Source organism: Acinetobacter sp. QJM3NY_42 (assembly GCF_056173745.1).
Genome location: NZ_CM149689.1, coordinates 813737 through 827239 on the forward strand (window position 1 = coordinate 813737; position 13503 = coordinate 827239).

At 41.3% G+C, this 13503-nt stretch carries 10 protein-coding genes; 7 read left to right on the top strand and 3 right to left on the bottom strand.

Going from position 1 to position 13503, the window contains the following annotated elements; translation table 11 throughout:
- Nucleotides 1-3: 3 nt before the first annotated feature.
- Nucleotides 4-894 (top strand): succinate--CoA ligase subunit alpha, encoded by an 891-nt coding sequence (sucD, locus tag AC0VYT_RS03830; protein WP_005015727.1) that lies wholly within the window; start codon nt 4-6, stop codon nt 892-894.
- A 513-nt stretch (nt 895-1407) separates the two neighbouring features.
- Here the strand turns inward: sucD and trpS are convergent.
- Nucleotides 1408-2421 carry a tryptophan--tRNA ligase gene (gene trpS, locus AC0VYT_RS03835; protein WP_005015726.1) on the bottom strand — a complete coding sequence of 338 codons (1014 nt, stop codon included), beginning with the start codon at nt 2419-2421 and terminating at the stop codon, nt 1408-1410.
- A gap of 207 nt (nt 2422-2628) precedes the next feature.
- Here trpS and AC0VYT_RS03840 point away from each other — a divergent pair, with 207 nt between their 5' ends.
- Nucleotides 2629-3561, top strand: a complete 933-nt coding sequence (locus tag AC0VYT_RS03840; RefSeq protein ID WP_005015724.1) for a DUF808 domain-containing protein — start codon at nt 2629-2631, stop codon at nt 3559-3561.
- 45 nt (nt 3562-3606) lie between these two features.
- Complete coding sequence (gene ypfJ, locus AC0VYT_RS03845) at nt 3607-4506, top strand: KPN_02809 family neutral zinc metallopeptidase (RefSeq protein WP_005015720.1); 900 nt, start codon at nt 3607-3609, stop codon at nt 4504-4506.
- Nucleotides 4507-4559: 53 nt separating this feature from the next.
- Here the strand turns inward: ypfJ and AC0VYT_RS03850 are convergent, their stop codons facing one another.
- Nucleotides 4560-5117 (bottom strand): hypothetical protein, encoded by a 558-nt coding sequence (locus tag AC0VYT_RS03850; RefSeq protein ID WP_005015718.1) that lies wholly within the window; start codon nt 5115-5117, stop codon nt 4560-4562.
- A 244-nt stretch (nt 5118-5361) separates the two neighbouring features.
- Between AC0VYT_RS03850 and AC0VYT_RS03855 the strand changes: the two genes are divergently transcribed.
- The 4 genes from AC0VYT_RS03855 to AC0VYT_RS03870 all read left to right on the top strand — a co-directional run bounded on the left by AC0VYT_RS03855 (nt 5362) and on the right by AC0VYT_RS03870 (nt 12778).
- The gene (locus tag AC0VYT_RS03855; protein WP_005015707.1) at nt 5362-6861 is read left to right on the top strand and encodes a cation:proton antiporter; all 1500 of its coding nucleotides are present in this window, start codon (nt 5362-5364) and stop codon (nt 6859-6861) included.
- A 395-nt stretch (nt 6862-7256) separates the two neighbouring features.
- Nucleotides 7257-8066 (top strand): BapA/Bap/LapF family prefix-like domain-containing protein, encoded by an 810-nt coding sequence (locus tag AC0VYT_RS03860; protein ID WP_005015705.1) that lies wholly within the window; start codon nt 7257-7259, stop codon nt 8064-8066.
- An 81-nt stretch (nt 8067-8147) separates the two neighbouring features.
- On the top strand, nt 8148-12323 hold the full coding sequence (locus AC0VYT_RS03865; protein ID WP_005015703.1) for a beta strand repeat-containing protein: 4176 nt from the start codon (nt 8148-8150) through the stop codon (nt 12321-12323).
- Between the two features lie 89 nt (nt 12324-12412).
- A complete protein-coding gene (locus AC0VYT_RS03870; RefSeq protein ID WP_005404291.1) occupies nt 12413-12778 on the top strand; it encodes an MGMT family protein in 366 nt (121 codons plus the stop codon).
- Between the two features lie 87 nt (nt 12779-12865).
- On the opposite strand, the gene AC0VYT_RS03875 is transcribed toward AC0VYT_RS03870, so the two are convergent.
- The gene (locus AC0VYT_RS03875) at nt 12866-13486 is read right to left on the bottom strand and encodes a CatB-related O-acetyltransferase (protein WP_005015699.1); all 621 of its coding nucleotides are present in this window, start codon (nt 13484-13486) and stop codon (nt 12866-12868) included.
- Nucleotides 13487-13503 lie beyond the last annotated feature (17 nt).

Sequence of the window (13503 nt, forward strand, 5' to 3'; positions counted from 1 at the left end):
ATCATGAGCGTATTAGTAAATAAAGACACCAAAGTATTGGTACAGGGTTTTACGGGTAAAAACGGAACTTTTCATTCAGAACAGGCTATTGCATACGGTACAAAAGTAGTCGGTGGTGTAACGCCAGGTAAAGGTGGCCAGAGTCATTTAAATCTTCCTGTATTTAATACCATGCGCGAGGCGGTACAGGAAACACAGGCAGATGCGTCTGTGATTTATGTGCCTGCACCATTTGTACTAGATTCTATTGTAGAAGCAGTAGATGCAGGGATTGGACTTATTGTAGTCATTACCGAGGGTGTACCTACTCTTGATATGCTTAAAGCCAAGCGTTATCTGGAAACCAATGGTAACGGTACGCGTCTGATTGGACCAAACTGTCCAGGCATCATTACACCGGGTGAATGCAAAATTGGAATTATGCCGGGGCATATTCATCAGCCAGGCCGTATTGGAATTATTTCCCGTTCTGGTACGCTAACTTATGAAGCGGTATCACAAACTACCCGTCTGGGATTAGGCCAATCTACCTGTATTGGTATTGGCGGAGATCCAATTCCAGGAATGAACCAGATTGATGCGCTTAAATTGTTTCAGGATGACCCCGAGACTGATGCGATTATTATGATTGGTGAAATTGGTGGGACAGCCGAAGAAGAAGCTGCTGAATATATTCAATCAAATGTGACCAAGCCAGTTGTGGGTTATATTGCCGGTGTAACAGCTCCAAAGGGCAAACGTATGGGCCATGCAGGTGCAATCATTTCTGGTGGTAAAGGAACAGCAGAAGAAAAATTTGCTGCTTTTGAAAAAGCGGGTATGGCATATACACGGAGTCCGGCAGAACTAGGTTCTACTATGTTACAGGTGTTGAAAGATAAAGGCCTGGCTTAAGTAGACAGCAAAAAAGCTCCAAAAGGGGCTTTTTTATTATGAGAATGATGGAGAGAATAAATTCTTCTTCAACGCTATTAGGATTGTAGGTTTAACTTAAGCTTACTTGACTCTATAGTTGTTCACTTTGAAGCAAACTACTTTAAGTGGACTAGATGAGTAATTTACTTTAATTTAAGTCTATAACTTGTAGATTTTGATATATCATATTTTTTATAGACAAAAAAATACGCAATGATTGGGGTGATCATTGCGCAGAACAACGAATCTGTATACACAGCTTCGGTTAAGGAGAAATGTCATGAATTTAGAAGCTTTCTAAATCATGAAAGTATAATATTTGAATACCTGAGTAACTTCCTTGGTATTCACGTTAACAAGTGTTAAATCACGTTAAACTATGGGTTATATTGTAATTTTTTGAACTATGATATTTTATGCAGTTGAATTTTAAGAAATTAATATTCCAATTAAAAAGGCCCTTAAAGCAGGGCCTGTATTAATACTACAATTTTAAAAGTGGAACATTCCTAGACCGCTTTTAATTTCATCTAGAGTTTGCTGGGTAATAACCTGACATTTTTGAGTGCCTTGACGTAAAACATCCATAATATAGTCCGGATCTTTTTGCAATTCTGCACGACGTTCACGAATTGGACCGATCAGCTCTTTTAAAATACCTTCTAGACGCTTCTTCACAGTGCCATCACCTAGACCACCACGACGATAATGGGCTTTTAATTCTTCTAATTCTTCTTTATTGGTATCGAAAGCATCAAGATAGGTAAAAACCACATTACCTTCTACCTGACCCGGGTCTTCAATACGCAAATGATTAGGATCAGTATACATGGCATTAACTGCCTTTTTAATATCCTTATCTGAAGCATCCAGAACAATGGTATTACCCAGAGATTTAGACATTTTGGCCTTGCCATCAAATCCCGGTAAACGGCTCATGTTAGAAAGTAAGGCTTTACATTCAGGCAAAAGCTCGCGGCCAATCTGACGGTTAAGACGACGAACAATTTCATTCGTTTGTTCAATCATTGGAATCTGGTCTTCTCCTACCGGCACAACAGTAGCTTTGAATGCCGTAATATCGGCAGCCTGTGCGACCGGATAACATAGAAAACCTGCCGGGATATCGCGCTCAAAACCTCGCATCTGAATTTCAGACTTGATCGTTGGGTTACGTTCCAAACGCGACACCGTCACAAAGTTCAAATAGAGCATGGTCAGCTCATTGAGTGCCGGTAATTGAGACTGCACACAGATGGTGGTTTTTTCCGGATCAATACCCACTGCTAAATAATCTGTAGCGACTTCCAGAATATTCCGACGTACTTTTTCAAAATTATCGGCATTGTCAGTTAAAGCTTGAGCATCGGCGAGTAACAGGTGCTGGTGATGGGAGTCTTGCAAGCCTACACGAGAACGTAGTGAACCTACAAAATGTCCTAGATGGAGCTGTCCGGTCGGGCGGTCACCAGTCAAAATAACTGGACGGGTATCTTGATCACTCATGATGCATTCCAAAGCGTTTGTAAATTAAGCAAAATATATTAATTGATGAAGTCTATTGTAAGGCATAAATACTGGTAGTGCCTCTTTACAATAAACTCCAGCTGGTAAAAAGTGAGAAATTTAATAGATAAACATATAAAGCTTATACACTTTCTCTGATTAAAGCGATTTAAACTAGCTACATAAAGATAAGACTGGGAACATAAAATGGCGAGCAGCTTGCTTTTATTATTAGATGATATTGCCACAATTCTGGATGATGTCGCAGTCATGAGTAAAATGGCTGCAAAAAAAACCGCAGGAGTGCTAGGTGATGACTTGGCTTTAAATGCCCAGCAAGTCAGTGGCGTCCGTTCAGATCGGGAATTGCCAGTGGTCTGGAGCGTAGCAAAAGGCTCATTTGTGAATAAAGTTATTCTAGTACCTTTAGCGTTGCTTATCAGTGTAGTTGCTCCATGGTTAATTAGCCCATTGTTAATGATTGGTGGCTTATTCTTGTGCTATGAAGGTATAGAAAAAGTCTTGCATTCACTACAGCGTAAAAAGCCACATAGTCCTGAAGAAGCAATTGCCAAGCTCGAACAGGATGACATTGATTTGCATGCCTATGAAAAAGATAAAGTCAAAGGTGCAATTCGAACAGATTTTATTCTTTCTGCTGAAATTGTAGTAATTAGCTTGGGTACAGTTGCAGCAGCCAGTTTTATGACCAAAGTTACAGTACTAAGTATTATCGCTATTGTAATGACTATAGGCGTGTATGGACTGGTAGCCATGATCGTAAAAATTGATGACTTGGGCCTGCATTTGACTGAACAGGTTTCAAATTTTAAACAGCGTATTGGCCAGGCTCTTTTGAGCTTTGCCCCGATTTTGATGAAGACTTTATCAATCGTCGGTACCATTGCTATGTTTCTGGTCGGGGGAGGCATTATTAATCATGCTGTTCCTTTAATACATCATTTTACTGAAGATACTGTTGATCATGTTGAACTGATTCCTACTTTGGGGCATATCGTAGGAGCAATTACACCAACTTTAATAAATTTAGGAATCGGCATAGTAGCGGGTTTTATTGTTCTGCTTTTAGTCAGTGGAGTTAAAAAAATCTGGCCAAAATCTAAACAGAAATCTGCTTAAGCTATCAGCTTTTGCGACATCGTAATAATAGGGAAGGGGTAAACTATGCGTTGGAAAGGTCGCCGTGTCAGTACTAATCTGGAAGATCGCCGGGGTGGAGGCGGAGCAAAAGCAGGGGGTATCAGTATATTAGGTCTGATTGTTGCCTTTGTCGCCTGGAAGTTTTTTGGTGTAGATCCGCAGCAGGCTTATCAGGCAACAAAACAGGTAACCGCCGGAGAGCAGGTAGAAAGCGTCGGCCTGGAAAATCCAACGCCCCAGCAGCAAGAAGCCGCAGATTTTGTCGGGACTGTTCTTGCTGATACCGAAGACACCTGGCAGGCAATTTTTCAGGAGCAGGGGCAAAATTATACCCCTCCTAAACTGGTCCTGTTCAGTGGCGTGGTTAATTCACGTTGTGGTACTGCACAGGCGGCAATGGGGCCATTTTATTGTCCAGCTGACCAAAAAGTTTATATAGATACCAGTTTCTTTAAAGATATGCGCCAGCAGATGGGAATTTCTGGTGAGCAGAACCAGACAGAACTCTCTCGACAAGACCAAGCCGGAGACTTTGCTCAGGCTTATGTAATTGCACACGAAGTGGGTCACCATGTACAGAACCTGTTAGGTATCTCTTCTCAAGTGCAACAGGCTCGCAGCCGTGCTAGTCAAGTACAAGGAAATCAGCTTTCAGTCCGGCAAGAGCTTCAAGCAGACTGTTTGGCCGGAGTGTGGGCACATCATAACCAGCAGCGTACCCAGTTTCTAGAGCAGGGTGATGTTCAGGAAGCAATGGATGCTGCCCATAAAATTGGTGATGACTATTTGCAAAAAAGTGCAACTGGACAAGTTGTACCTGATAGCTTTACGCATGGAACCAGTGCACAACGTATGCAGTGGTTCCAGACCGGCTTGAAGAGTGGTGATCTTAACCAGTGCGATACTTTTAACCAGCCAGTTTAAGGCAGTTAAAAGAATTATTGAGTACAGATAAGGTTATTACTGTACTCAATAATCTATTTTGTTAAAAAACTGCGAAAATTTTTCAAGATACGAATACTTGAAATTAATGCAATGATCGTAAACAGAAAAACTCCTAACAAGTAATATTTAAGGGCTGACATATCCTGTTGATAGAAATCAACCACTTGCTGTTGTTTTAAGGTTAGGTTGCCTGGCATGTTAGTCTGAGTATCTACATAGTTTATAGACTGAATATATTGATAAGGGCCAATAATTTGTAGAACTGCTTTTTGAACCTCTCTATACGGACTTTTATCATAGCTAGAAAGACAGAGCGTAGGCTGATAATGCTCACAACTGATTTTACTGATATATCCTTTGCCTTTTAAAACAATAAAAATTGCTCGATCTGGCTTTTGGCTATTAGACAGGAGCAGGTAAGACTGTTGATTGCTTGAAACCAGCTCAATCTGTTGGCGGTGCTCTAGCCATGTATTCGCCTGTGCCAGTGTGTTGAATTTGCTGTAACAGGTCAGTAATAGTGCCAGAGTTACAGTAAAAATGATTAAAGCCAGGATAAGACGAAAAATGAATTTTAAAGATTGATGCATGAAAAGAAATATACAGCCAGTATTTATGAGAAATATTATTATAGTTTGAAATGATCTGGAAACGGCAAAAGCCGAATTGTTTATGCGAGAACCAGGTCTATTTAAAATGAAATAAAATTATCCATGACCTACCCCTAGAAATGGGAGTAAAATTCCCAGTTAAGAGTTTTATAACTGATATTCATCTAGAAGTGACTGATTGGATGCGTTTTAAGAAAGCCAGCAGTTATATTCAAGGATTCGCATGGGCAATTTTTTTCTTCTTCAAGCTTTAACGGTTATTTTTGCACTTTCAATCGCAACTACAATTTTTAATAAACGTATTTTAGACTTTCCTCAGGCGATTGGTGTGCCAATTGTCTCGGCAGTTTTTGTATTTATTTTGCAGTGGGGTGCGAGCTTACTTAATGGTAACCAGTTTATAGTCATTAATATTCATAATATTGAAGAAGCTGTACGCGGGATTGATTTCTACGACTTTCTTATTAATGGCGTAATCTGTTTTATCCTGACCTCGTCTGCGCTTAAATTCAAAATTTCTGACTTAAGAAGTCACTGGAAACCCATTGGAATTCTAGCCACGATTGCACTGGTAATCTGTGCTGTATTTTTCGGTGGCATCCTTTATGGTTTTCAGGCATTAATTGGAAATCCGGTCCCTATTTTAGTCTTGCTGTTATTGGGATCTGCTTTAGGTGCAACAGATCCAATCGGAGTTAAAGGGGTGTTAAGTTCGGTTAGAGCACCTCATCATTTGATTGTGAAACTCGAAGGTGAGTCACTGTTTAATGATGCAATGTGTATCGCCGTCTTCATGACTTTACTCAATGTATTACAAGGCGAACATTTTACCTTATTGGGCACATTAGAAAATTTTCTCTATGAAATTGTAGTGGCTGTAATTATCGGTTGGGGGTTCGGTTTAGGAATTTTACGCTTATTGCGCGGCAAGCATGAAATGGAGTCCCTGATCCTGACAACTGCGCTGCTGGCCTGCGGTTCTTACCTGGTTGCCCTTTTTGCTCATGCTTCTGCACCAATTGCTTGTGTTATTGGTGGTCTCATTGTTGGGAATAAATGGAAAGAAATCCTGCATGATCGTGAAATTCGTGAAGTAAATCACTTTTGGCATACTGTAGAAGGCATTATTAATTCATTTCTGTTTACATTAATCGGATTGGAGCTGTTCATTCTGGACTTGAGTAGTAGCATGATCCTTGGAGGAATATTTGCATTTTTTGCCCTGCATATTTCACGGTTTGCCGCAAATTTCTTATCTTTCGCCTTTTTCCCATCTTTTCGCAAAAAGAGTTATAACGGTAGCTTAACCATTTTATCGTGGGGAGGAGTGCGGGGTGGTATTTCACTGGCACTCATATTAGCTGTGGCTAATATTCCACAACTACGTGAATATAGCAGTATTTTGATTGGCTATACTTTCATTAGTGTATTGCTTTCAGGTGTGGTTTGCGGTTTAGGACTACCAGCCGTTATGAATGCTTTTTACTATAATCCAAATGAAGAGACTCAAGGCTTTAAAGGATGGTATCAACGTTTATGCCACAAAATGAATCGTAAAGGTTTTAAATATATTGTAGGAGAAGATGCGAATGGTAATGAAACCATTACTGTGTATCAGCCCGAGGAAATAATGGACCAGAAAACTGATGATGGCATCGCGGCTGTCCATCATCCGATAAAAGCACAAGAAGTCAAACGTCTGGAAAGTCCTGATAATTTTTAAAGGCAATTTGATATGCAGACTATTTTAAGAATAATAAAAATCAAGATACTAGATTGACTATTTTTAATAAATTTATTCTAAGTGTTACCGTGTATTTCAGTGTTGTTTTTATGTAAAACATGAAAATATTTCTTATTTACATATCTTTTTTTTATCTCTTTAAAACAATCACTTAATAAAATAAAAAATATATGTATTTGATTTATATATTTTAACTTTAAAGCAGACTTGTTTACTCAACTTAATAAAAAACTTACTTGTTTCATGCTATTTATTTATAAAGCTTATTAAATTTTCTAGGAAGAAAATAGTTACAAAGCAAAATCTAATAAAGCTAATTTTTAATAAAAAATTCAGGAAATTAGCTCCTCTAATAATATGTAAGGAAGAATATAATGGCGGATATTTCTATAATTTCAAAAGAAACAGCTCAGCAAGTAGAGCATATAGGTAATAGTTTTAAATTAGGGGAGCCTGTAGTTGTCGTTATTGATGTTGCTCCAGAGGAGGTAGCATCTATTGATCGTAGTGGAAATAACCTTACTATCACCTTGAAAAATGGTGAGCAAATCTATATAGAAAATTATTTTGCCGCTGATACTGATAATAGTCTGGTCTTTAAAAATAATCAGAATCAGCTTTTACTGGCTCAAGTTACTGATGCCAGTGGTGCAATATTAGATCCAATTTCTTATTTAAACTTAGAAGAAGTCACACCACTTTTATATGGAGCAGAGAGTGAAGCTTTTGTTCCCTGGTTAGTTGGGGCAGTAGGAATAGGAGGATTGGCTGCAGCGGTAACCTCTACTAGCGATTCTTCCGATGATACAAGAAGTGATATTACACCACCACAGAAACCAATTATTACTAAAAATAATGGTGATGGTTTAAGTGGTACAGGTGAAGCCGGCAGTACAGTAATTGTTAAAGATAGCCAAGGCAATCAGACTGAAATTAAGGTGGGAGAAGACGGCAAGTGGAGCATTGAGCCGAATCCGTTAAATGAAGGAGAACAGGGGACAATTGAAGCAGTAGATCCTGCTGGCAACAGTTCAGGGCAATCTCCGGTTACAGGAGGCGACCAAACTGTCCCACAAGCTACATTAGACACATTGTTAACAAATGACACCACCCCGGGCCTGAGTGGCACAGTGAATGACCCGACGGCCCGGATTGAAGTCAGCATTAACGGCAGCACCTACTAGGCCATCAACAATGGCGACGGCAGCTGGAGCCTGGCCGACAACATCATCTCGGTCCTGCCGGAAGGTCTGATTAACGTAACCGTGACAGCCACCGATGCGGCGGGGAACCGCAGTGCAGTGACCGGCAGCATCCGCATTGATACCACCGCCCCGGCAGCACCGCTGCTGGATGCCGTCAATGCCACTGACCCGATCAGCGGCACGGCAGAGGCGGGTGCACGGATCGTGGTGACCTATCCGAACGGCACCACGGCCAGCACCGTAGCAGATGCTGCGGGGAACTGGAGCGTGGCCAACCCGGGCAACCTGAGCGATGGCCAGCAGATCAGCGTGGTGGCCAGCGATGCGGCCGGCAACAGCTCGGCCCCGGCCAGCGCGACGGTTGATGCAGACATTACAGCTCCAAGTTTAGAATTTATAGTAATCATTAATACCGATGGCAGTGCCACCCTCAGCGGTACCACCGAACCGGGCGCCAGTGTAACTGTACGGGGCCCGAACGGAGCAGCAGTGCCGGTCACAGTGACGCCAGATGGCAGCATCAGTGGCAGCATTGCCGCGCCAGCTCTCGCCGGTAGCTACACCGCTACCGCAACCGATATTAATGGCAACACTGCCACCGATACCGCGACCGCAACAGATAGCACGCCACCGGCCGTAGAGCTGAATGTGGTGATCAATACTGATGGCAGTGCCACCCTCAGCGGTACCACCGAACCAGGCGCCAGTGTGATCGTACAGGGTCCGGACGGAGCAGTAGTACCGGTCACAGTGGCGCCAAATGGCAGCATCAGTGGCAGCATTGCCGCGCCGGCTCTTGCCGGTAACTACACCGCCACCGCAACCGATATTAATGGCAACACTGCCACCGATACCGCAACCGATATCAACGGCAACACTGCAAGCGGTACTGCAATCGCAATAGATAATATTGCACCAATTCCTGGAAGCCTGAGTCTGGCAGATTTCTCCGATACAGGCATCAGCCTCTCTGATGGAATCAGTAATGACAATACATTTAATTTGACATTAACGGGTCAGGAAACAGGTTCTACCGTGGTCTACCAGATTTCTACAGATGGCGGAAATACCTGGGTGGCAACAACAGCAGCACAGACTGGAGTCGCAGATAACACCTATCAATACAGAGCTGTCGTGACTGATGTTAATGGCAACAGCAGTATAACCAATGCGGTAGGCGTTACTATAGATACTATTACTACGGTTACTGCGCGCTTTGCTTTAGATTCAGATAATGGCAATCCAGATCCGACGACTGTCATTGTGAGTGGCACAGCAGAGGTAGGATCTACTGTTACTTTAACCACAAATACAGGTGTAGCAATTGTAGATAATTTGGGCAATCCTGTTAGTACGATAGTAGGTTCAACCGGCACTTATACATTTAATATTCCGACAGTTTCTGTAGTGGATAACCAGCTGCTTAGCGTGAATTCTACAGATATTGCCGGAAACGTTGCTACAGCCCCAGTAAGAATAGATTTGACGCCACCAAATGCCATAGATGATGTCGTAAACCTGGACATTGTAAGTCAGATCACTACAGTCTATCCCGAAGTGACCGATACAGATGTTCAGGTATTGGGTTTATTAGAATCGGATAATGGCACTGACAATGGTGTGACTGTAATTGTAGGACCTGATCAATTTGGTGTACTCAATATTGAAATAAGCCAAACTGCACTCGCCGCAGTTGCAGATGCCTTCCGGTTAGATGTTGTTGATGCAAATGGTAATGTTGTCTATTCTGCAGTAACACAAAACTCGCTAGTAGGGGATGTTCTTGGTTTAAATGTCTTAGGTGTAACAGGAGATAATACTTTAACTGCTACAGTCAGAGGCTTGCAACCAGGTACATATCGTGTTGTGGTTCGTAATGACGAGAGTACATTAACTGACTTGCTAGATTCAGATAATAGTGGTGGAGTATCTTTACAAGAGCTTGGAAATTCAGGCGTCATTTTAGGGCCTGAAAATCAGACGCTGGTACTCAATACAGTTTCTAATGCATTAGGTCCAGTTTTGGGGCCAACAGTTACTACGCTGTTATCTCCTGTTTTAACTACATTGAATGGTTTGCCAGTTGATGAGATTATTAATCCATTAATCACTATTTTGAATAATGTTGGTGCTACCGGACTACTCAATACAGTCTTGAGTTCACTAGCAGATGCTCTTTTAAGTAATACACTTACACTATTGCAAGCTACTGATATTACGACCCAGCTTACCGAAACCGATTTTGCTAATGAAGCCTTAACAGGTGGTAATGTGATTACAGGTGCGGGTAGCAGTAATGGCGGTACAGATGATGCACAGGGAGGTGTAATTACTCAGGTACAAATTGCTGATGGACCTATCGTAGTCATTCCATCAAATGGAAGCAATGTTACAGTCGAAGGACTATATGGTGTACTTACCATTAATTCGTCAGGAGCCTATACTTATACAGCTTATGGAGATCCAGCGTCTATAGGCGGTTCTGAAGTATTTACTTATACATTATCTGATGGAAATACAGTAGATACAGCAAAACTTACTATTAACATTGCAGATACTTCTACAACAGCCCCTAGAGTTACTTTAGTTAATGATACGGGTAACAGTAATACTGACCTGATCACCCAAGATGGTCGCATCGCGGTGACCGCAGATCCGGATGTGACCACAGTAGTGGTAAGGTATACATCTGCTTCCGGTACTGGAGTGAACGTCAATGCTGTGTACGACACCGCAACTGGTAGATGGATTGCTACGCCTCCAGCTGGTTTTGCAGATGGCACTTATAATGTAACAGCTACCGTAACAGACACTACCAATCATACGAATACCTCTTCTTTAGGTAATATTACTGTAGATACTACACCGCCAGTAGTTACAATCGTAGGTTCAGGCGATAATGCAGGTAATGTTCAAGGCAATATTTATTCTGGCGCAATTACTGATGATAATACGCCAACAATCTTTGGCAGGGCAGCGCCGAACAGTACCATTACGCTTATTCAGGACGGTGTAACAATAACTACGCCAATTACTGTAGATGCTAGTGGTAACTGGAGTTATACGCCTGCCCCAGCACTGTCTTCATCTGCGACCGGTGTAAATCATACTTGGCAGGCTAGAGTAACAGATACGGCAGGTAATATTACAACTGCTAACTTTAACTTGAATATTATTGGACAGGTTGCACCTGTTGCAGCTGTTAACAGTAATGCTCTACTGGGCGTGGTAGGCGCAGATGTAGCAGGTCTGATTGATTTGAATCAGCAACTATTTGCAGCGGCAGATGCAAATGGCGATTTAAGAAGAGTAGAAATTACATTAAATTCTGCAGTATCACTGGGTGGAGAGAATTTTAGCTTCTCAACAGGGTTAGCTAATCTATTTGGTTATAATGTTACTACGCAAAGCAGTCAATTAGCTTTACCATTAGTTCCTAGCCGTCCGGCGCGTATTACGATTGAAGCTGCACAAGGGCAGGTACTTGATAATCAGGAAATTAATGAATTCTTGGCATCAGTCAAATTATCGGGTAGTTTGCTAGGAGGCCTCTTAAATCTGAATTTACTGAATAATCTGAATGTAGTTGCTACAGATAGCCAAGGCTCATCTACCTCATATAGCCGAGGTGAGATTGCAAGCGTAGATCTGTTGGGTGGACTACTTTCAGGAAGCGCTTCACCGATTGTTGAGGGTAATGCTAATGCTAATATCTTGGGTAATAGCAATAGTACTGTATCTCAACGCCTCTATGGTTATGATGGAAATGATACGTTAAATGGCGGTTCAGGAAATGATATCCTGCTAGGTGGTAATGGTGATGATACTTTAAATGCAGGGGCAGGTAATGATTATATTAATGGTGGTGCAGGCAACGACACCATTACTGGTGGTCCAGGCGCTGATACTGTAGTGTTTGATTTGCTAGTTGCTGCTAATGCAAGAGGCGGTAATGGTACTGATACCTGGACAGACTTCCATGTAGGTAATATTCGTACCGATAACCAGGCTGACCGGATTGATGTGTCAGATCTGCTAGGAGGCGAGGTTAATGCTAATAATCTGGGACAATATATCCAGCTAAACTATAATTCAACGTCATCAACTGTAACCTTGTCCATCGACCGGGATGGAACCGGAACTACTTTTATTGCCACTCCATTATTACAGCTGACCAATCAGCCAAGTGCCATTACATTGGATGAACTGTTACAGAATGGCCAAATTATTTTCTAAATATATAAGGTAACAAAAAAGGACCTTCGGGTCCTTTTTTGTCTTTAGTTAAAATTTTTTTAAACTTAAGTGATAGTCTATTTAGAATTTTGAGTTTTCTTATACTTTATAAAGTTATAAATTTTAAGGAGGATATTATTTCTTCTGCACATGAATTATATGGACAGATTTTAGAAGTTATTAGTCTGATTCCTTGTGGTAAAGTTGCAACTTATGGGCAGGTTGCGCGTCTTGCCGGGTTGCCAAAACATGCACGATTAGTCGGCTATATACTCAAAAATCTGCCTATAGGAACTGATATTCCATGGCATCGTGTAATTAATAGCCAAGGTGGAATTAGCCTAAGTAAATTAAATACACAAGGTCAAAATATACAGTCTGTTTTATTAATTGAAGAGGGCCTAACAGTCATAAATGGAAAGATAAACTTAAAAAAATTTCAGTGGCTACCCTGAATTTCCAAATCAACTTAAGATCCCCAATTCTCTCTGTCTGGAAATTAGCAAGATAAAAATTAATATACAGTCTCTATCAGATGCGGATTAAAATTCATTTAAAAATGCTATTAAAGATGAAACATTATCTGTCTGTAGTTGCCCGCGTATTTTTAATAACTGCTTTTCGTCCATATCATAAAGCTTAAGGTAAAGCAGCTTCTGGATGTCTTCTTGAGAAAAACGGTATTTAATAATTCGTGCAGGTACACCACCGACAACTGCATAAGGTGGAACATCTTTAGTTACTACAGCACCTGTTGCTATTACTGCGCCTTCTCCCAGCTTTACACCTTGCATAATCATGGCACGACTACCAATCCAGCAACCATCACTAATAATTGTATCTCCTGCTGGCACAAAACTACGGGTATCAAAGGGAAATACTGAAATCCATTCTGTACGGTGTAGCTGATTACCCCCCATCATAATGACACTTTCAGCACCAAAGCAGACAAAATTACCAATATAAAGCTGATCAATCGGTTTATCTGGGGTAACAGGTTTATCATGAAGATAACGCACTACACAACGTTCAAACCCTTGATCCCAATAGGCTGAGTAATAGCTATAATTGCCTTTAATATGAATATTCGGATTCTTTACTGTCTTCGAGATGAATTCGAACTCACACCAGTGTTTAACCGGAGAGTTGATCAGCTGATCCATAAAAAAAATTAAATACT